This is a genomic window from Paenibacillus polymyxa (assembly GCF_018614975.1).
Lineage (GTDB): Bacteria > Bacillota > Bacilli > Paenibacillales > Paenibacillaceae > Paenibacillus > Paenibacillus polymyxa_E.
Window position 1 is genome coordinate 1 of sequence record NZ_JAGGNR010000045.1, and the last position, 22,796, is coordinate 22,796.

Annotated in this window: 5 protein-coding genes; all 5 read left to right on the forward strand. The window is 54.1% G+C overall.

What is annotated here, in order from left to right:
* Positions 1-2,466, forward strand: a 2,466-nt coding sequence (locus J7E78_RS25770; protein ID WP_215079242.1) for a condensation domain-containing protein, incomplete at its 5' end; no start/stop codon positions are given.
* Positions 2,467-2,640: 174 nt separating this feature from the next.
* A complete protein-coding gene (locus J7E78_RS25775; protein ID WP_215079244.1) occupies positions 2,641-5,949 on the forward strand; it encodes a non-ribosomal peptide synthetase in 3,309 nt (1,102 codons plus the stop codon).
* The gene (locus J7E78_RS25780) at positions 5,939-7,765 is read left to right on the forward strand and encodes an ABC transporter ATP-binding protein (RefSeq protein ID WP_215079245.1); all 1,827 of its coding nucleotides are present in this window, start codon (positions 5,939-5,941) and stop codon (positions 7,763-7,765) included. The genes J7E78_RS25775 and J7E78_RS25780 overlap by 11 nt, the downstream gene beginning before the upstream one ends.
* Positions 7,762-9,495 carry an ABC transporter ATP-binding protein gene (locus J7E78_RS25785; protein ID WP_215079247.1) on the forward strand — a complete coding sequence of 578 codons (1,734 nt, stop codon included), beginning with the start codon at positions 7,762-7,764 and terminating at the stop codon, positions 9,493-9,495. Before J7E78_RS25780 ends, J7E78_RS25785 begins: the two co-directional genes overlap by 4 nt.
* Before the next feature lie 310 nt (positions 9,496-9,805).
* Positions 9,806-22,796, forward strand: a 12,991-nt coding sequence (locus tag J7E78_RS25790) for a non-ribosomal peptide synthetase (RefSeq protein ID WP_215079249.1), incomplete at its 3' end; no start/stop codon positions are given.

Genomic DNA, 22,796 nt, shown 5'->3' on the forward strand with positions numbered 1-22,796 from the left:
CACTACTGGATAGAGCGGGAGAAAGTGACGATCTTTGAATCGACGCCGGCGCTAATCGTGCCGTTTATGGAATACGTGTACGAGAAGGGGCTAGATATAAGCGGGATGGAGCTGCTCATCACTAGCTCGGACAGTTGCAGCGTGGCAGATTACCGGACCTTGCAGGAACGGTTCGGCCCGTCGTTCCGCATCATTAACGCCTACGGCGTGACGGAAGCGGCAATTGACTCCAGTTTCTATGACGAGGAGTTGGAGAAACTGCCGCAGACAGGCCATGTGCCGATTGGCAAAGCGTGGCTGAATGCGAAGTTTTACATCGTGGATGCGCACCTGAACCCGGTGCCGGTCGGCGTGCTGGGCGAGCTGGTTATCGGCGGAGTCGGTGTGGCGCGCGGATACTTGAACCGTCCAGAGCTGACGGAAGAGAAGTTTGTAGATAGTCCTTTCACCGCGGGTGAGCGGTTGTATCGCACGGGAGATTTGGCACGGTGGATGGAGGACGGCAACGTGGACTTCATCGGCCGGATCGATAACCAAGCGAAAATCCGGGGCTACCGGATCGAGACGGGTGAGATCGAGTCGCAGTTGTTGCGGGTGGAAGGTGTGCGCGAAGCGGTGGTGCTGGTTCGAAGTGACGCGAACGGGCAAAAGGCGCTGTGTGCGTATTACACGCCGGATACCGGTGCGGAGCTGTTGGTGAACGATCTGCGCAGTGCACTGGCACAGGAGTTGCCGGGTTACATGATCCCGTCGTACTTCGTGGAGCTGGAGCGCCTGCCTCTGACGCCAAACGGAAAGGTGGACCGGAAGGCGTTGCCAGCGCCGGAAGGAGAAGCGGGAAGCGGAACGCAGTACGTCGCACCGCGCAATGAGCTGGAAACGAAGCTGACGGTGATTTGGCAGGAGGTGCTGGGGCTTGCGAAGGAGATTGGCGTTTACGACAACTTCTTCGACATCGGCGGCCACTCCCTGCGAGCGACGACACTGGCAGGCAAGGTATTTAAGGAATTAAACGTCAACCTGCCGCTGCGTGACGTATTCCGTCACTCGACGATTGCGGCGATGGCCGAGGTGATCGCCCGGATGGAACGGCGGGAGCATGAGGCCATTCCTCAAGCGGAGCTGAGAGAGTACTACCCTCTGTCCTCCGCGCAGAAACGGCTGTTCATTCAGCACACGCTGGATGGAGCGGATCAGCTTTACAACATGCCGGAACTGGTGCAGGTGGAAGGCAAGTTTGATTTAGACCGCTTGGAAGCCGCCTTGCGGAAATTGATAACACGGCATGAATCGCTACGCACCGGTTTTGAAATGGTGAAGGGCGAAGCGGTTCAGCGGATTTACCCGCAGTTCGATTTTGCTATCGAGCATCATCGAGCAGATACAAAGGATGCAGCTCAAATCGAGCAGATCGTCCGCAACTTCGTTCGTCCGTTTGATCTTGGCAAGCCGCCGCTGCTGCGCGCCGGAGTCATCGAACTGGAGCCGAACCGATATATTCTCCTTTTCGATATGCACCATATTGTGTCGGATGGCGTATCGATGGCGATTGTGATGGATGAGTTCTCGAGTTTATACGCCGGGGAAGAACTGCCGCCACTACGCATTCAATATAAGGATTATGCCGTTTGGCAGCAGTCGGAGGTTCACCGAGAGCGGATCGGGCGGCAGGAAGCATACTGGCTGCAAACCTTTGAAGGCGAGCTGCCAACGGGGGATCTGCCGATGGACTACGAACGTTCTGCAGTTCGCAACTACGAAGGCGCACATCTGGAGTTCGATGTCGAAGCTTCTCTCTCTGCGCGGCTGCGTGAATTGGCTGCCGAGCGTGAAAGCACGCTGTACATGGTGCTACTTGCGGCTTATACCGTGCTGTTGTCCAAGTACAGCGGGCAAGAAGACTTAATTGTGGGCACCCCGGTGGCGGGAAGAACTAACGCCGATTTGGAGCCAGTCATCGGCATGTTTGTTAATACACTGGCGCTCCGCAATCGCCCGTCGGGCAACAAAACGTTCCTGTCCTACCTGGAAGAAGTCAAGGAAACGGCTTTGGGAGCTTTTGAGAATCAGGATTATCCATTCGAGGAGCTCGTGGAGCGTTTGAATGTGAAGCGGGAGCCTGGTCGCTTCCCGTTGTTCGATGCTGTTTTTGACTTGCAAAATATCGAAGAACAAGACGTCGAGCTGGAAGGGGTCAGCCTTAAGAATTACGAGCTTGACCATTTGGAAGAAGCGAAGTTTGATCTGACGCTGTTTATGTATGAAAACGAAGGGGCGCTGAGCGGGGGCTTTTTCTACGCCACCAAGCTGTTCAAAGAAACGATGATCCGCACCTTAACCGAGGATTATCTGCGGGTACTTTCTCAAATTGCGGAAAATCCACAACTTGAGCTAAGTCGGGTTGAATGTCATAAACCGGTGGCAGGCGCAAAGAGTGCTGTCAATTCGATCGAATTCGCGTTCTAATATTACAAGCGCGCTCCGCCGTCAAGCGAAAGTGGCGCGTATCAGCGTATCCCAAGAAAGACAGCGAACAACTTGCAAGTCCGTAAATCAAGCCCGTAAACGCGCAGGCCGAAAGCAAGCTTTTTCGGACCTGGGCCTGGGCATGCGGTCACTTCATTTTTAGGGGAGGTACGAATGAAATCTTTATTTGAAAAGGAAGAACGGTACTGGAGCAGCAAGTTTGACGCCGATGACAGCCTGAGCTTCCTTCCCTACAGTCATTCCTCCAAATTATCTGCGGGCGAGGAAGCTGAGGCAGAGCCGGCCTTGCTTCACCGTACCCTGCCGAGTGAACTCTCGGAGAGAATTATTCCCCTCGCCAATGGTTCGGATCTGGCTTTGTACATGATTGTTCTGGCAGGAGTAAAAAGCCTGTTGTTCAAATATACCGGGCAGGATCAAGTACTGGTCGGCATGCCTTCTTATAGCGCGGACCCGGACGTGACTCAGCCGCCGCATGACATCCTGGTGATCAAAACGTCCGTAAGCAGCCAGACTACGCTGAAAACGCTGCTCTGGGGCATCCAAGCCTCCATCGGCGAGGCGCTGGAGCATCAGCATCTGCCTTTTCGGAAAATGGTGGAGCCGCTCCATCTGGATTATACAGGGGAAGGCGTTCCAGTCGTCAACACTGTCGCATCCTTCGCCCCGATTCATCCTGAACCGCTGGTTAACCGGGTGGCGGCCGATATAGTTTTTTGCTTCGACCTCCAAAACGACTCCATCGAGCTGGAAATAAGCTTTGACGGGCATCGGTACGAGCGGGCATTTGTGGAACAGGCGGCCGACCATCTTGTTAGGCTTCTGTCCGTGCTTGTATTTCAGCCGGATCTGGAGCTTGGACAAGCCGATGTGCTGTCCCCGGACGAGAGGGAGACGTTGCTGAATCGATTTAATGACACCGAAGCCGGGTTCGAACGGGGAAAAGCGATTCAGGGTTTGTTTGAAGAACAGGTTGAGCTTCACCCGGACAACGTGGCCGTTGTCATGAATGAACGGCAGCTGACCTATCGCGAGCTGAACGAGCGATCCAACCGTCTTGCGCGCAAGCTGAGGGAGAGGGGGGTTGAAGCGGACCAGCTGGTAGCGATTCTGGCCGAACGATCGCTCGATATGGTTGTCGGCATTCTGGCGATTCTCAAAGCGGGCGGCGCCTACGTGCCTGTCGATCCCGACTATCCTGAGGAGCGCATCCGCTTCATGATCGAGGATTCAGGTGCACCGTTATTGCTGATTCAAAAGCATTTGCATGAGAAGACCGACTTCGCAGGAATGCGCCTTGAAATAGATGATTTCGTTTGGGGCCACAGCGGGGCGGACTCGGAAGGTTCGCTGGACGCTTTGAATCTGGAGCCAATTTCCGGGCCGGGCAACCTGGCATATGTCATCTACACGTCGGGAACGACCGGCAGACCAAAAGGAACGCTGATCGAGCATAAAAACGTTGTGCGCCTCCTGTTCAACGACAAGAATCTGTTCGACTTTGGGTCGTCAGACACGTGGACGCTGTTCCACTCGTTCTGCTTCGATTTCTCCGTCTGGGAAATGTACGGAGCGCTTCTGAATGGCGGAAAGCTGGTTATCGTACCGCCGCACACAGCGAAAAATCCGGCCGAATTTTTGGAGCTGCTGGGTCGCGAACAGGTCACGATTTTGAACCAGACCCCAACGTACTTCTATCAGTTGCTGCGTAAGGTTTTGGCGGATCATCCATACGATCTGCGGATTCGCAACGTCATTTTTGGTGGCGAAGCGCTCAGTCCGCTTTTGCTCAAGGGATTCAAGACGAAGTACCCGGAGACAAAGCTGATCAATATGTATGGCATTACCGAAACGACGGTTCACGTGACGTATAAGGAAATTACGTGGGTCGAAATGGAGGCGGCGAAGAGCAATATTGGTAAGCCGATCCCAACGCTGAGGGTCTATGTCCTTGATGAAAACCGGCGTCCTGTGCCAATCGGCGTAGCGGGCGAAATGTACGTGGCCGGGGAAGGGCTCGCGAGAGGATACCTTAACCGTCCGGATCTGACGGCGGAGAAGTTCGTTGATTCGCCGTTTGCGGAGGGGGAAAAACTGTATCGCTCTGGCGACTTGGCGACCTGGCTGCCGGACGGTAACATCGAATACCTCGGCCGAATCGACCACCAGGTCAAAGTCCGCGGGTACCGGATCGAGCTGGACGAAATTGAGACGCAGCTTCTGAACATCCGGGGCGTGGAAGAAGCGGTGGTGCTCCCCCGCGATGACGCGAATGGCCATAAGCAGCTTGTTGCTTATTACGTCGCGGAAACGAGGCTGGCGGCGCATGAACTGAAGGAGGAGCTCGCCAAGCAGCTTCCGGGGTATATGATTCCTTCGCACCTCGTGCAGCTTTTGCAGATGCCGCTGACCGCGAACGGGAAAATTGACCGCAAAGCACTGCCAGTGCCGGAGGAAGCCGCGGCCGGAGGAACGGAATATGTTGCGCCGAGAACGCTGCTTGAGATGAAGATCGCCCGTGTCTGGCAGGATACGCTTGGCATTCCACAGGTCGGCGTAAAGGATAACTTTTTTGAGCTGGGCGGTAATTCCTTAAGTCTGATGAGGCTTGTTCAAGCCGTTTACGATGAAACGGGCATCGAGATACCGCTGAATCGCCAATTCCATAGTGTAACCGTTGAAGCCATGGCTTTGGGTGAGGAGGATCTGGGTCTGGATAAAGGGGGAGACTCCTTCATTAAGCTGAATAACACAGGGGATCTGAACGTGTTCTGCTTCCCTCCAGGCAGTGGCTTCGGCATCGGTTACCGAGAGCTTGCCAGCAGGCTGGACGGCCTGTTCGTGCTATACGGCATTGATTTTATCGACGATGTCATCGATTACGAGGCCATGCTGAACCGTTATGTGGATGAGATTGTTCGCATCCAGCCGGAAGGACCTTACGTGCTGCTCGGTTACTGCTTCGGAGGCAATCTGACGTTCGAGGTAGCCAAAACGATGGAAAGAAGAGGGTATTCCGTAACGGACGTGCTTATGGTGGACTCGTGGATTAAGGACACACTGACGCCTTATGAAACGTCTGAGAAAGAGCTTGAAGAAATGCTTGCGGATTTCGACGAAGAAGAGAAGGAATTAATGAGCAATCCACTCGTGCGGGAGCGTGTCCATCGGAAGATCAAAGCCACCTTGACGTACGAAGCGCAGCTTATTAATTCAGGCACGATAACTGCCCGGATTTACGAACTGATTGCGAAGGACAGCGAAGCGTTTCGCCTGGAGCACCATTTGCCGTCCTGGCAGAGGGCAACGACACAAGCTTATGCTGATTACCGGCTGGAGGGTGCACACGAGGAATTACTGGAACTCGCACGCGTGGAAGAAACGGCTGTTGTCATCCGTGACATCTTAGTGCAAATCAAGCGGCAGATCGAAGCGGAGGCCGGGGTCCTGCATGGGAGCTGACCGGCAGACGTCTGTTCAAGAACAAGGCACAGCGGCGCCTTCCAAGCGCCGAACCGCTTATGCCACCTGGAAAGCGTTCCGCTGGCTGATGTCCTATGTAAGCCGTCACAAAGGCTGGATGATCGTCGGTATCCTGTCCGCAATTGCCGCCGCTGTTATTGAGATATGGACGGGACGTTTGGTCGAGCAGCTGACCACACAGGCCGAGAGTGGGGCGGGGCCAAACGTTCTGCAAATCGTGTACACGATCTTTGTGGTCATCTTAATCGGTGTGCCGGCGAAGTTTTTCATGAGCTTCGGTGTGGAGCGAAGCAGTGCCTCTGCGGTGCAGGATATCCGCAACCATGTCATGCGTCATATTGGCAAACTCCCGGTCCCCTATTTGGATAAGCAGCACTCCGGCGACGTGTTATCGCGGATCAACAACGATCTGCAGCTCATCCAGCAATTTATGATTCGGGACCTCGCCCAGTGGTTTTATCATCCGCTATTGTTTATCGGCTGTTTCGCTTATTTGATCTACCTCCAATGGGAGCTGATGCTGTACAGCCTGCTGTTATTTCCCGTAGCACTGCTGGTTTCCCAATGGATCGGAAAGCAGCTGGAACAGTTGACGGAGGAAGCCCAGGCGAACATGGGCCGAATGAACGTCAACCTCCAGGATACGCTTGGGGGGATGCCTATTGTAAAAAGCTACCTGCTATCTGGTATGTTATCTCGCTCCTACCAAGCGCTGCTGCAATTGACGGCTCAAAAAAAGCTGGCCGTGAAAAAGCGGGAAGCCTGGGTCAACCCGCTGCTTTCTACGCTGATGATCAGCCCGATCATTTTCGCCGTTAGTTACGGTAGTTATTTGATTTACAACGGGCAGCTAGGCGCGGGAGAACTGATCGCCTTCCTGTACTTGCTTAATCTGTGTCTGGAGCCGCTGGAGCATATTCCCGAGCTCATCACGCGCACGTTCGAAATGAGCGGTGCCCTGAGAAGGGTCTCCGAAATCGTCGAGCAGCCGACCGAAACGGAAAATGGCCGTTTGCTTACAAAAGCAAGCGCCGCCCCCATCCAGTTTCATAACGTAACATTCGGGTATGAAGAGAACTCCCCGATTCTGCGGAATGTTAGCTTCACGGTGCCGGAAGGCAAGACGATTGCACTTGTCGGAGCGAGCGGCGGAGGGAAGAGCACGGTGTTTAAACTGGTATGCGGCTTTTATCCGCTTCCGGAGGATCAGGGCGAGATCCGCGTGTTCGGAAGCCTGATCGACGGCGCTGATCCGGAGCAGCTTCGGTCGCATTTTTCCGTGGTAACCCAAGATTCATATTTGTTTAGCGGTACGATCGCAAAAAATATCGGCTATGGGCGGGAAGAAGCGTCGATGGACGAGATTATCGAAGCCGCGAAAGCCGCTCAGGCTCATTCTTTCATTATGCAGCTTGAGGACGGCTACCAGACGTATGTCGGAGAGCGCGGCGGCTTTTTGTCAGGTGGGCAACGCCAGCGCATTGCAATGGCCCGGGCTTTTCTGAAAGATGCTCCCGTTTTGCTGCTGGACGAGCCCACATCGGCTCTTGATCCGGAGTCGGAAAGCGCGGTTCAGGAAGCGCTGGGCGTATTGATGAAGCAGAGAACGACCATGGTTATTGCTCACAGGCTTTCTACGATACAAAACGCCGATGAAATTTGGGTTATGGAACAAGGAAATATTGTCGAAAAAGGCACTCATGAACAATTGCTCGAGAGGAAGGGACTGTACGCCCAGTCGTACTACCAGGAATTTACCGAGTCTGCCGAACGCAGGGAGGTGTCGTACACATGAAAAAGGGCGGAAGGCTCTCGCAAGTGAAAGAACTCGGCTACTTGCTGACGTTTATGAACCGCAAGCGCAAAACCCAGTACGCGATTGGCCTTGCCGTAACGGCGCTCACCCAGACATTGTTTCTGATCGCCTTCAGCTTGGTCGTACATAACTTGGTTGATTTCGCCGTGTCCCTAGATACGTCCCTGATGGTGGAAGCCTTTATTATTTTGGGCGCGGCCCTGTTCCTGGAAAATATAATTTCTCCCTGGTTCATTTACTTATACCAGCGCAGTGTCGAGCTGACTGTGCTGAATATCCGCAAACGTCTGTATGACAAGCTGTGCCGGGTGCGGCCGAGATTCCTGGAGCAGACGCACCATGGGGACTTGCTGTCGCGGGTGAACAACGACGTAACGACCGTTGAGTTTACATTCTCGCAGGTTTACTTCGTTTTGCTGCTTCAAGTTGTCTTCTGCATCGGCTCCATTGTCTCCATGGTGGTGATCGATTGGCGGTTTGCTGCCGTATCCTTCGTCATTCTGCTGCTGTCCTCTCTGGTCAGCCTGAAATTTGCACGGGATATTCGCGCTTTGTCCGAACAAGGCTTGCAAACGCTCGGTAAAATGACCGAAAAATTCAAAGATTTTATGGGCGGCATTCAAATTGTGAAGCTGTTCCGTATCCGCACGATTTACGGCCAGTACGAGGCGTTGAACGAACAAATGACGCAAACGCTTCGGCAAACGGCGAAGAAGAACGGTATGCAGGCTGCGGTGAACCATTTTATCAGCTACGTCACATTCTGCGGCATCATCGTCATCGGCAGTCTTCTTTATGCCTACGGATTGATGGGAATGGGAAGCGTCGCCGCTCTGGCAGTTTTGCAAGTGAATCTGACGCACGCCTTGTTGAACTTGGGGATGGTTCTGTCGATGACCCAAAATTCGCTCGCGGGCGCTCACCGGATTCAAGAGGTACTAAGCGAGGAAGAGGAACCGGAGCGTCTGGGATCTTCTCGTAGCGAGCTTGTATCGGAGGCTGCGGTGGAGTTTCGCGATGTGGAATTTTCCTATCAGGCGGATAAAAAGGTACTTGTCGACATGTCCATGCAGGTGTTTCCTGGTCAGGTCGCTGCGATCGTAGGAGCCAGCGGCAGCGGTAAAAGTACGCTGATCAAGCTGCTGCTCGGCTTTTATCCTGTGGACAGCGGAGATATCTTGCTCCAGGGCAAACCGTTCGGCCATTACACGCTGGACGAAATCCGCAGGCAGATTGCATATGTTCCGCAGGAGCCGTTTTTGTTTACCGGCACGATTGAGGAAAACATCCGCTATGGAAACCCAGATGCAACGGATGAAGAAGTGGTTGAAGCGGCAAAAGCGGCGTACGCTCACCATTTCATTCAGGAACTTCCTGAACAGTATAAAACGCCGGTGGGAGAGAGAGGAGCGTCATTGTCAGGCGGACAAAGGCAACGAATTGCGATCGCCCGGGCGATTCTCAAAAACGCCCCGATTCTGCTGCTGGACGAAGCGACTTCTGCATTGGATAACGAATCCCAGCATTGGGTACAGCAAGCCCTGAACGTATTGATGAAGGGGCGGACCACCATTCTGATTGCCCACCGTCTCAGCACCGTGGAACATGCAGATTTGATTACGGTCATGAACCAAGGAACGGTCGTTGAACGGGGCCGCCATCAGGACCTGCTGGCGCTCGGAGGGTATTACGCGCGGCTGTACGGATAGACCCGCTATACGGCGGGCGGCTTCCTGCTGCTATCTGTATAAATTGAACTATTCATTTACATAAAAACGAAGAGGACAGAAAAAACCTGAAAATGCGGAGCTAAAAGCTTTCTGAAAGAAAGCTGCATGAAGTATAAACTTTGCCTTTATCACCGGATTTTCCCTTTTAAAAAGGATGCGATAAAATCTGGGGATAACAGCGATTGGAAGGTTATTCTGTCATCGGAGTGTTCCGTGTAAGTCATCTTTAGTTCAATTTATAGTTACAAAGCCTATCTACAAACAATCTCTAATACGGGAGTGTGTCGATGTGAGAGAGAATACGAACAAGCAATATGGATTAACGCAAGCCCAGCGCCGGATATGGTTCATGGAAATTATGAATCCGGGCACATCCATCACGATGCTTTCCGCGACCTACCAGATTACGGGCGAGATCGACACAAAGCTGCTGGAGCAAGCGGCGGCAGAGATTGTCAAAACCTATGATGCTTTCCGAATCCGCATTAGCGGGGATTTGCAAAATCCAACGCAGTGGTTCGAAGAGCTGGAGAATGTCCAAGCCAGGATAAGCCACCTCGAAATAGGCACGACCGAACAATTCTATGCTTGGGTGAAAGAAGTAACCGAAAAACCGGCCAGTGTGTTCGACGAACACCTCTATCAATTTACGATGATCCATTTTGCGAACGGTCAAGTGTGGCTCAATTTGACTATAAATCATATCATCGCCGATGGCTTGTCCGTCACTGCTTTGCTGCATGCGGTGATGGAAAAATACCTGGAACTGCGCAAAGGCATCTCCAGCAGTTACCAGCCCCCTTCCTATCTGGAGTATATTTCAACTGAGCGTGAATATGAGCAATCGCAGCGTTATCAAAAAGGCAAGGAATACTGGCTGACCAAGTACAACACTTTGCCTGAAACGAGCGGCATTAAATCGGTTCCGCCATTCTCGATTGGCAGCGAATCCAATAAACGTTCCATCACTTTGGATGGTTCCAGCTATGACCGCATTTTGGCTTTTAGCGAACAAAATCAGGTCAGTTTATATACGTTATTTTTGTCCGCCATGTACGTCTTATTGTACAAGTTGACCGACAGTACTGATGTGCCGGTCGGCACGGTTTTTGCCAATCGTACCAGCAAGAAGGAAAAAGAAACGATCGGTATGTTCGTCAGCACCGTTGCTACGCGAATTAGTCTGAATCCAGATGAGTCCGTTCTTTCCTTGATCCAAACGGTTTCCAAGGAAAATACGGCAGATCTGCGGCATCAGAAATATCCGTATAACCAATTGATTCAGGATTTACGCGAACATCACGGCCGCAACGATATTTCGGAGCTGTTCCGCACGTCTCTGGAATATCTGCCTTTGAAAATCGTGGAGTACGAAGAAATCAAGGTACGTCTGGAGGCTCACTTTGCCAGGCACGAGATGGACGATTTACTGCTGCGCTTCGACCATATGCTGAATGAAGGCCATGTCATTCTCCATGCTTCCTACCGTACCGGCCTGTTCGATACGACCGAAATTGATCGAATTATGGAGCAGTATGTAACCGTTTTGGACCAGTTTATTGAAACTCCCGAAGTGCCGGTACGCGAGATTTCTCTGTTGAGCGATGAGGAGAGACACCGCATTCTGGCCGTGTTTAACCCGCCGTTGGCAGCACTGAGCGAGGGAGAACCGTTTCATCGGTATGTTGAAAAGTTTGCCCGAGACATTCCGGATCACCCGGCAGTTGTTTACATGGATAAAAAGCTGACCTACGGCGAATTGAACAAACGCGCCGAGCGGCTGGCTTCGCTACTTCGTGAACAGGGCGTAGGAAGGGAGACGATTACGGGGATCTGGGCGGAGCGCTCGGTGGAACTGCTGGTCGGTGTGCTCGCCGTATGGAAAGCCGGCGGAGCTTATGTACCGCTGGACCCCGATTATCCGGCGGAGCGGATTGAGTACATGCTCAGCGACAGCGAAGCATCGGTGCTGCTTACGCAGCGTCATCTGTTGGAGGGGGCCGGAGGTTGGTTGGCCGATGACCGACTGAAGCTTCAAGCTGTCTATGCGCTGGACGATGAACAGATGTATAACGGGGATACCTCAGCCGTGGAATTTGAATCTGTTGACAGCGCTCTGCAAGACTTGGCTTATGTGATTTACACCTCGGGTACGACGGGACGCCCAAAAGGCGTCATGATCGAGCATGGTAGTCTCGTGAATACGGCGGATGCGTACCGCCGGGAGTACCGGTTGGATCAGTTCCCGGTGAGGCTGCTGCAACTGGCGAGCTTCTCATTTGACGTGTTTGTCGGAGACATCGCACGGACGCTGTATAACGGAGGCACGATGGTAATTGTGCCAAAGGATGACCGGATTGATCCGAACCGCTTATACGGCTGGATTCGGGAGCAAAACATTACGGTTTTCGAATCGACGCCTGCGCTTATCCTGCCGTTCATGCAGCATATTTATGAAGAAGGGCTGGACGTAAGCTCCATGCATTTGCTGATTACCAGCTCCGATGCTTGCAGTGTCACCGATTACCGATTGCTGCAGGAAAGATTCGGCGGACAATTCCGCATCATCAACAGCTACGGCGTTACCGAAGCGGCCATTGACAGCAGCTTTTACGATGAGCCGCTGGACAAGCTGCCATTGTCGGGTCATGTGCCGATCGGCAAAGCCTGGCTGAACGCCCGGTTTTACATTGTAGATTCCGGGTTAAAGCCGGTTCCTGTAGGGGTTCCGGGTGAGCTTGTCATCGGCGGCGCCGGGGTAGCGCGTGGGTATTGGAACCGTCCGGACCTAACCGCTGAGAAGTTTGCAGACAGCCCGTTTGTGCCTGGCGAACGTCTGTATCGGACAGGAGATTTGGCCCGCTGGCTGGAAGACGGCAACGTTGACTTCATCGGCCGGATCGACTATCAGGTGAAAATTCGCGGGTTCCGGATCGAACTCGGCGAAATCGAAACGGCCCTGTTGCGTTTCCCGGGGGTCAAGCAGGCAGTGGTGACCGACCGTACGGATGAGCAGGGGCAAAAGTATTTGTGCGGTTACGTGGCGGGGGATGCTTCCTTGCAGCTGAGCGATCTGTTATCCCAATTGAAGCAAGAGCTGCCTGCGCATATGGTTCCTGCCCGGCTGGTGTCTCTTGATCAGCTTCCGCTCACACCGAATGGCAAGATTGACCGTAAAGCGCTGCCTGAACCGAGCGGAGAGGTAGAAGTGGGCCGTGAGCATGTGTCTCCTCGTACAACGCTGGAAACAAGACTTGCTCTTATTTGGCAGCAGGTGCTGGGTATTGCGCGAGTTGGAGTCCATGACGATTTCTTTGACCTTGGTGGTCACTCCTTGCGGGCCTCCGCGCTTGTTTCCAAGATTCGAAAAGAGCTGCAAGTCGAGGTTCCACTGCGGGACGTTTTCCGCTACACCACGATCGAACAGCTGGCCCAAAGAATCGGCGGTTTAAAGCAGCAGGAAACGTATGAGATTACAAAGGCGGCAGAGACCGAGTATTATCCGGTTTCATCCGAGCAAAAGCGTCTGTACGTCCTGCGCCAGCTTGACGCAGCCGAGCGTAGCTACAATATGTCGGCGGCGCTTCTTCTCAAAGGCAAGCTGGACCGCACGCGCGTAGAGTACGCGTTCCGGGCGCTGATTCAGCGCCATGAGACGCTGCGTACCGGGATCGAGCAGGTTCAAGGCGAGCTTGTGCAGCGCATCTATGACGAGGTGGATTTTGCTGTAGATTATTTCCAGGCGAGCGAGCGAGAAGTGGACCAAGTGGTGGAAGCATACTATCACCCGTTTGATCTGACCAAGCCGCCACTTCTTCGCATCGGCCTGATCGAAGTCGCCGAGGATCGTCACATTCTGCTGTTCGATATGCACCATATTGTCTCGGATGGCATCTCGACAGCGTTGCTTTTCGACGAGTTCAGCAGTCTGTATCGGGGTGAGGAGCTGGCTCCGTTGCGTATTCAATACAAAGATTATTCCGTTTGGCAGCATTCCGAAGCCTACGGGCAGTTGATCCAGCCGCAGAAGGAGTACTGGCTGGAACAGCTGTCGGGCGAGCTGCCTGTATTGGAACTGCCGACGGACTTCCCGCGGCCTGCGGTGCAAAGTTTTGACGGCCGGACCGTGAAGTTTGATATTGGGAAAGAACGGACGGAGAAGCTGAAAGAACTGGCCGCACGGACGGGGACGACCCTGTACATGGTGCTGTTGTCTGCTTACTCGATCCTTATGCATAAATATTCGGGTCAGGAAGATCTGATCGTGGGAACGCCGATTGCCGGAAGAACGCAGGAAGAAGTGCAGCCAATCGTAGGTATGTTTATCAACACGCTTGCCATTCGCAGCCAGCCGGAGCGTTCCAAGCCGTACCTTAAGTATCTGGAAGAAATGAAGGAAATCACACTCGGGGCTTTTGAACACCAAAATTATTTGTTCGAAGACTTGGTGGAAAGTCTTCACATTCCGCGCGCGACCGGCCGGAATCCGCTCTTTGATACGTTCTTCTCCCTGCAAAATACGGAGAATGAGCAAATTGTCATCGAGGGGCTGGAGCAATCGTTTTATCCATTGGAAAACCGAACGTCCAAGTTCGAGCTGCTTCTGGACATTTCGGAGCTGGATGGTCAGCTCGAATGTCGGTTGGAGTACGCTACGGCTTTGTATAAACAGGAGACTGCGGAGCGGTTCGCCAAACATTATGACAAGCTACTCGAAACTATCGCAACAGCGCCGGATGGGGATATTGCTTCGCTGGAAATGCTAACGGAGGAGGAAACCCGTGAACTGGTGCGCGGTTTCAATGATTCGGAGGCAGATTACCCGCGGCAGCAGACCATTCATGGCTTGTTCGAAGAGCAGGCGAAGCTTTACCCGAATAACGTGGCCGCCGTCATGAATGAGCGGCAGTTGACCTACCACGAACTGAACGAGCGATCCAACCGCCTTGCACGTAAGCTGCGGGAGACAGGAGTCGAAGCGGATCAGTTGGTAGCGATTCTGGCCGAACGTTCCCTCGATATGGTGGTCGGCATTCTAGCGATTCTCAAAGCCGGTGGAGCCTACGTGCCTGTCGATCCCGACTACCCGGAGGAACGCATCCGCTTCATGATTGAGGATTCGGGCGCACCGTTATTGCTGATTCAAAAACATTTGCATGAGAAGACGGACTTTGCAGGAGCACGCCTCGAATTGGACGATTTCGTTTGGGGCGACAAAGGGGCGGACTCCGCCGTTGCGCTGGATGCTTTGAATCTAGAGCCGATTTCCGGGCCGGGTAACTTGGCTTATGTCATCTATACATCGGGAACGACTGGCAAACCCAAAGGCACGTTGATCGAGCACAAAAACGTTGTGCGCCTTTTGTTCAACGACAAGAACCTGTTCGACTTTGGCCCGTCTGACACGTGGACACTGTTCCACTCGTTCTGCTTCGATTTCTCCGTCTGGGAGATGTACGGAGCACTTCTGAATGGAGGCAAGCTGGTCATTGTACCACCGCTTACGGCGAAAAATCCGGCCGAGTTCCTGGCACTGCTGAGCCGCGAACGGGTCACGATTTTGAACCAGACGCCAACATATTTCTACCAACTGTTGCGTGAGGTTTTAGCGGACCATCCGTACGATCTGCGGATTCGCAACGTCATCTTCGGCGGCGAAGCGCTCAGCCCGCTATTGCTCAAGGGTTTTAAGACGAAGTACCCGGAGACAAAGCTGATCAATATGTACGGTATTACCGAAACGACGGTTCACGTGACGTATAAGGAAATTACATGGATCGAGATGGAGGCGGCGAAGAGTAATATCGGCAAGCCGATCCCAACGCTGAGCGTGTTCGTTCTGGATGAAAACCGGCGTCCTGTTCCAATCGGCGTAGCAGGCGAAATGTACGTAGCCGGGAAAGGTCTGGCGAGAGGATACCTAAATCGCCCGGATCTGACGGCGGAAAAATTCGTTGATTCCCCGTTTGCGGAGGGGGAAAAACTGTATCGCTCAGGCGACTTGGCGGCCTGGCTGCCGGACGGCAACATTGAATACCTCGGCAGGATCGACCATCAGGTTAAAATCCGCGGGTACCGGATCGAGCTGGACGAAATTGAGACGCAGCTACTGAACGTGGAGGGTGTGGAAGAAGCGGTGGTGCTCGCCCGTCAGGACAGCGGGGGCGAGAAGGCGCTTGTTGCCTACTTTGTGGCAGACCGGACGCTGACGGTCAGCGAAATGAGAACCTCGCTGGCTCAGGGAATGCCGGGATACATGATCCCATCGTACTTCGTGCAGCTGGAAAGCATGCCGCTGACGTCCAACGGCAAAGTGGACCGCAAAGCGCTGCCGGAGCCTCAAGGTAGCCTGCAAACGGGCGTCGAATACGTAGCTCCTCGTAACCTTACGGAGTCCCAGCTTGTGAAGATCTGGGAGGAAGTGCTGGGCAACTCCGGCATTGGGGTCCTGGACAATTTCTTCGAGCTCGGAGGGCATTCCTTGCGGGCGACAAACCTTGTCAGCAAGATTCGGAAGGAAATGAACGTTGAACTTCCGCTGCGTGATGTGTTCCGCTATATGACGGTAGAATCGATGGCCGGGGCTATTGCCAGCTTGGGAGAATCGCAGCACAGCTCTATTCCAAAAGCGGAAGAGAGAGCGTACTATCCGGTTTCTTCTGCACAAAAAAGGCTGTACGTCCTGCATCAGCTGGATAACTTGGAGCTGAATTATAACCTTCCAAGCGCCTTACAATTGGAAGGGGCTTTGAACGAGGCCAAAGTAGAAGACGTGCTGACTACTTTGATGGCCCGGCACGATATGCTGCGCACCGGTTTTGAAATCGTGAATGGGGAGCCGATTCAGCGTATTCATCCGCTCGTTGCTTTCAAGGTCGAGAAGATTCAAGCAAGTGAAGATCAGGTTGCAGCCATTCTTGAAGGCTTCATTCAGCCTTTCGACTTGACCCAGCCGCCTTTGCTGCGCGCCCTGTTAATCGAATTGGAGAAAGAAAAATTCCTGCTCGCGCTGGATATGCATCACATTGCTTCCGACGGCCTTTCCATGGACGTGCTGCTCCGCGAATTCGTGTGGCTTTATAATGGGGAAGAATTGCCGGAGCTGCGGATTCAATACAAGGATTACGCCGTTTGGCAGCAATCCGAGGAACAGCGTCAGCGCATCAAACGGCAGGAGGAATATTGGCGCGGGGTATTCAGCCACGAGCTTCCGGTTCTTGAGCTGCCTCTCGATTTCTCCCGCCCGGCTGTCCAACAATTTGAAGGTCAAACGTTCACGTTTACGCTGGATAAGGAGAAAAGCGAAGCTCTCAAACGGCTTGCCAGCGATTCGGGGGCGACGCTGTATATGCTTCTGCTGGCTGCATACTCTGTTTTGCTTCATAAATACGCGGGACAGGAAGATATCGTGGTCGGCACTCCGATTGCCGCCCGTTCTCACGCCGACCTGCAGCCGATTATCGGCATGTTTGTCAATACGCTGGCCCTTCGCTTGGGTCCGGTGGCGGAGCAGACGTTCCTGGATTACTTGCAGGAAGTGAAGGAAACGACGCTTGGAGCCTACGAGCATCAGGACTATCCGTTCGAGGAGCTGGTGGAAGCTCTTCAGGTGAGCCGGAATTTAAGCCGGAATCCGCTGTTTGACACCATGTTTTCTTTGCAAAAGCACGAAAGCCTGGAGTTAACGCTGGAAGGGTTGCAATGGTCGCTGTTCGACATTGAGGAAAAGACGACAAAGTTTGATCTTAGCTTGGATATCGTGGAAGCGGGTAACGAGCTGGTTTGCAAGATCGAGTACGCTACCTCGTTGTTTAGACAGGACACGATGGTACGGCTGGGAGGACATTACGAGCAGCTTTTGGCGTCGATCCTGGCTCAGCCGGGTGCGCGGATTTCGGATTTGGATATCATGACGGACAGCGAGAAGCATGATTTGCTGGTTGGGTTTGACGTGTCTTCTTCGATTCTGGCGAAGCAATCCGCCGCAGAGGGTACAGGTTTGGAAGCGGATGAGTCGTGGAGAGAGAGAACGATCCACGAGCTGTTCGAGGAGCAGGCAGAGCGAACGCCTGAGCAGGTGGCCGTCGTATATGAGGACAGCCGCCTGACTTACCGGGAGCTGAACGAGCGGGCGAACCGGCTGGCGCGATCCTTGCGTGCCTCTGGCGTGCAGGTCGATCAGCCGATCGCGATCATGGCCGAGCGCTCGCTGGAGATGATCGTCGGCATCTATGCGATCTTGAAGGCCGGGGGCGCCTACGTGCCGATCGACCCGCAATTCCCACAGGAGCGCATCCGCTACATGCTCGAAGATTCGGGCGCTAGGCTGCTGCTGATTCAGAGCCATTTGCGGGAAAGCGCGTCATTTGCCGGGACCGAGCCGCTTGGTGGTTTATCGCTCGTCGATCTGAACGATCCATCCGCATATGACGAAGACGGCTCGAACCTGGAGCCGGCGAGTGGACCGGAGCACTTGGCCTACGTCATTTACACATCAGGCTCGACAGGCAAGCCCAAGGGCGTCATGGTGGAGCACCGCCCAGTGATCAACCGGCTGCTGTGGATGCAGAATGCTTACCCGATCGATTCCAGGGATACGATTCTGCAAAAGACGGCGATCACCTTCGACGTTTCCGTATGGGAGCTGTTTTGGTGGGCTTGGACGGGGTCCAAAGTTTGCTTGCTGCCGTCGGGCGGAGAGAAGAATCCCGAGACGATTCTGGACACGATCGAACGGCAAGCCGTCACCACGATGCACTTCGTGCCGTCGATGCTGCATGCCTTCCTCGAATATGTCGAGCGTCAGCCGAGCGAAGATCTGGGGAACAAGCTGTCTTCGCTGAAACGGGTGTTTGCAAGCGGGGAAGCGCTGGCGAAGTCGCATGTGAGCCGGTTCTGGCAGTGGATTGCGTCATCCGTGAATCAAGCGCAGCTGATCAACCTTTATGGGCCTACGGAAGCGACGGTCGATGTCTCGTACTACGATTGCGGACCGGAAGAGGCGTATGTATCGGTGCCGATCGGCAAGCCGATCTCAAACATCCGGCTGTATATTGTGAAGGAAGGGACGACAGCGCTGCAGCCGGTCGGCGTGCCGGGCGAGCTGTGCATCGCGGGCGAAGGCCTGGCTAGAGGCTACTTGAACCGTCCCGAGCTGACCGCGGAGAAATTCGTAGAGTGTCCGTTTGCGCCGGGCGGGCGGATGTACCGGACGGGCGATCTGGTCAGATGGCTGCCGGACGGCAACATCGAGTATATGGGCCGGATCGACCATCAGGTGAAAATCCGCGGGTACCGGATTGAGCTTGGCGAGGTGGAGGCGCAGGTCCTGAAAGCGGCGTCCGTCCAAGAGGCGGTTGTTATCGCGAGAGAGGACGAAACCGGTCAGAAGCAGCTCTGCGCGTACTTCGTGGCAGATAAGCCGCTTGCGGCGAGCGAGCTGCGAAGCGCGCTGGGGGAGGATCTGCCTGCGTACATGATTCCGTCCTACTTCGTGCAGCTGGAGCGGATGCCCCTCACACACAGCGGGAAGCTTGACCGCAAGGCGCTGCCCGCACCGGAAAGCAGTGTGCTTACGGGAACGGAATACGTGGCGCCCCGGACGCCGGCGGAACAGACGTTGGTTGCGGTGTGGCAAAAGGTGCTGGGAACGGGTCATCCGATCGGCGTGATGGACAATTTCTTCGAGCTCGGCGGGGATTCGATTAAATCGATCCAGGTGTCGTCCAGGCTATATCAGGCCGGGTACAAGCTGGAAATCAAGCATTTGTTCAAATATCCGACCATAGCGGAATTAAGCCCGTATCTCCAGCAGGTCTTAAGACGCGCCGATCAGGGGGCAGCTATGGGAGAGACGCGGCTGACGCCGATTCAGCGCTGGTTCTTCGAGCAGTCGTTCGCCGAGCCGCACCACTTTAACCAGGCGGTGATGCTTTACCGGGAGGAAGGCTACGACGAAGCGGCGCTTCGTCAGGCCATGCGGAAGCTGGCCGAGCATCACGATGCGCTTCGCCTCGTCTTCTGCCGGACCAAGAGCGGGTATGCGGCATGGAACCGAGGCATCGCGGAAAGCGACGGCGAGCTCTACAACCTGGAAGTGATCGATTTACGCGGAATGACGGACTGCGCGCAGGTGATCGAAGCCAAGGCAAACGAGCTTCAGCGCAGCATTGACCTGCAGGCAGGGCCTTTGCTTAAGCTCGGCTTGTTCCGCTGTGCGAATGGAGATCATCTGCTGATCGCGATCCACCACTTGGTCGTAGACGGCGTATCCTGGCGGATTCTGCTTGAGGATTTTGCTGCCGGCTATGAGCAGGCGCTGCAAGGGCAGCCGATCCGTCTGCCGCTCAAAACGGATTCATTCCAAACGTGGGCGAAACAGCTCGCTGATTATGCAAACGGTCCGGCGATGGAAAGTGAGAGAGCGTATTGGCAGCATATTGAGCAATTGACCTATGAGCCGCTTCCGAAAGATTTTGAACAAGGCAGATCCAAGCTGGCGGACAGCGGGCTCGTGACCGTTCGCTGGACAGCGGAGGAGACCGAACAGCTACTGAAGCAGGCACACCGTGCTTACCATACGGAAATGAACGATTTGCTGTTTGCTGCGCTTGGCCTCGCTGTACAAGCTTGGAGTGGCCAGGAACGTGTGCTGGTGAATCTCGAAGGCCACGGCCGGGAAGAACTTTTGCCGGATGTGGACATTACGCGCACCGTAGGCTGGTTTACAAGCCAATTCCCTGTCGTTCTGGAGCCGGGTCACGTCCAAGCGCTCGGTCATCAGGTGAAACAGGTGAAAGAAAGCTTGCGCCGCATTCCGAACAAAGGAATTGGCTACGGCATCCTGCGTTATTTGTCGGCGCCGCATGATGGCGAGCGCTTCGCTTTGGAGCCGGAGATCAGCTTTAACTATTTGGGTCAGTTCGACCAGGATTACGAAAGCAGCGGCTTGCAGCCTTCTCCGTTCAGCCCGGGGTCCGATTCAAGCCCAAATGCAGTGATGGATTATGTCCTCGATATCAACGGTATGGTGTCGGAAGGCGTGCTGGAACTCACGATCCGTTATGGGGAAACCCAGTATAAACGGGAAACGGTAGAGCGCCTGGGCGCACTGCTTCAATCGAGCTTGCGTGAAGTCATCAGCCATTGCGTATCAAAAGAGCGGTCGGAGCTTACGCCTAGCGACGTACTGCTTCAAGGTGTGACGGTGGAAGAACTGGAGCGGCTGGCCGAACATACGGCGACGATCGGCGACCTGGAGAATGTATACACTCTGACTCCGCTGCAAAAAGGGATGTTGTTCCACAGCCTGCTGGATGCCGATTCGGAAGCTTACTTCGAACAGGTGACCTTCGATCTGTACGGAAACCTGAATGTCGAAGCCTTCACCCACGGATTGGATACGCTGGTGCAGCGGAATGAGGCGCTGCGGACGAACTTTATTACCGGCTGGAGAGACGAGCCGATTCAAGTGGTATTCCGCGAGCGGAAGTGTGAAGTGTATTTCGAAGATATTCGCTCGGTAAGCGATGAAGACATGGAGAAGAGGATAGCCGATTTTGTCAGAGCGGATAAAGCGAACAAGTTCGATTTGGCCCAAGGCTCTCTGATGCGTGTTACAGTTTTGCGTACGGGCGACGAGTCCTACCAAGTGATCTGGAGTCACCACCACATTTTGTTAGACGGCTGGTGCATGTCCTTCATGATCAAGGAAGTGTTTGACACCTACTTCGCGTTCCAAGAGCAGCGGACACTGGAGCTTCCTCCGGTCTCCTCGTACTCCCGGTATATCGAATGGCTGGAAGCTCAAGATGCTGAGAAAGCATCACGTTACTGGTCCGAGTATTTGGCGAATTACGATCAGCAGACCAAGCTGCCTCGGGAGAAAACAGGGCTGAAGCAGGACGCTTTTGAAGCAGCTGAGATCGATGTGGAACTCAGCAAGGAACTGACCGGGCAAATCGAGCGGGTGGCTCGCCAGCATCAGGTGACGCTTAATACATTCATGCAGACCGTCTGGGGACTGGTTCTGCAGGTATACAACAACAGCGAAGATGTCGTATTTGGCTCCGTTGTATCCGGGCGTCCGGCGGAGATTCCGGGCATTGAAAGCATGATTGGCCTGTTTATTAATACGATCCCGGTCCGTATTCAAGGTAAAGCCGAGGAGACGGTAGCCGATATCTTGAGAAAAACCCAGGATCAAGCGCTGGCTTCGAGAGCTTACGAAACGTTTCCGCTGTTCGAGATTCAGTCGCTGAGTGAGCAGAAGCGCGACTTGATCAACCATATTATGGTCTTTGAAAATTATCCGATGGAAGAACAGATTGAGCAGGTTGTCGGCGGAGGACAAGAAGCGCTGAAAATCGCTAATATCCAATCGCCGGAACAAACGAACTATGACCTGGACATTACCGTCATTCCAGAAGAGCATATTTTGCTTCGGTTTACGTACAATGCACTGAGGTTCAGAGAGCATGACATCAGGCAGATCCACGGTCATTTCGCTCGTGCATTGGAGCAGGTTGCGGCTAATCCGAATGTTCGTGTAAATGAGTTAGAGCTTTTGACTGCGGCAGAAAAAGAAGAAATTGTCGGCGCGTTTAACCCGGCGCAGCCGGAAGAGGCTCCTGTGGCAGCGTTCCATCGACTGTTCGAGGAACAGGCGGAACACACGCCGGAAGCGGAAGCTGTCGTCTACGAGAACGATCGGCTGACGTATGCGGAGTTGAACGAGCGGGCAAATCGCCTGTCGGCCACGCTGCGTGCAAGCGGAATCGGCCGGGAGGAGATTGTTGGCATTCTCGCCGAGCGTTCGGTCGATTTGCTGGTGGCCGTGATGGCCGTCTGGAAAGCGGGAGGCGCGTATGTACCGCTTGACCCGGATTATCCGGCAGACCGCGTGCGGTTTATGCTGGAAGACAGCGGAGCGAAGGTGCTGCTGACACAAACGCTACTGCGAGAGCGTGCCGAAGCCTGGCTCGGCGAAGAGGAACTGGCACTGGAGACGGTGCTGTACCTCGACGATGAAACGTCGTACAGCGAAGACCGGACGAATGCGCCGATGGGCTCCAGCATGGTTTCTGGTACACACTCTGGCAAACTGACGGGTGCTGTGAACGAACGCAATGAGAGCCATCCGAATGTTGTTGGCATGGACAGCTTCCATGAAGCCCGTCCGGAGGACTTGGCGTACGTGATCTATACGTCGGGAACGACGGGCAAGCCAAAAGGCGTGATGATCGAGCACCGCAGCCTGGTGAACACGGCGGCGGGCTACC

Coding starts and splice junctions, on each gene's coding strand:
- J7E78_RS25780 (WP_215079245.1), top strand. CDS start 5,939: ATGGGAGCTGACCGGCAGACGTCTGTTCAAGAACAAGGCACAGCGGCG.
- J7E78_RS25785 (WP_215079247.1), top strand. CDS start 7,762: ATGAAAAAGGGCGGAAGGCTCTCGCAAGTGAAAGAACTCGGCTACTTG.
- J7E78_RS25775 (WP_215079244.1), top strand. CDS start 2,641: ATGAAATCTTTATTTGAAAAGGAAGAACGGTACTGGAGCAGCAAGTTT.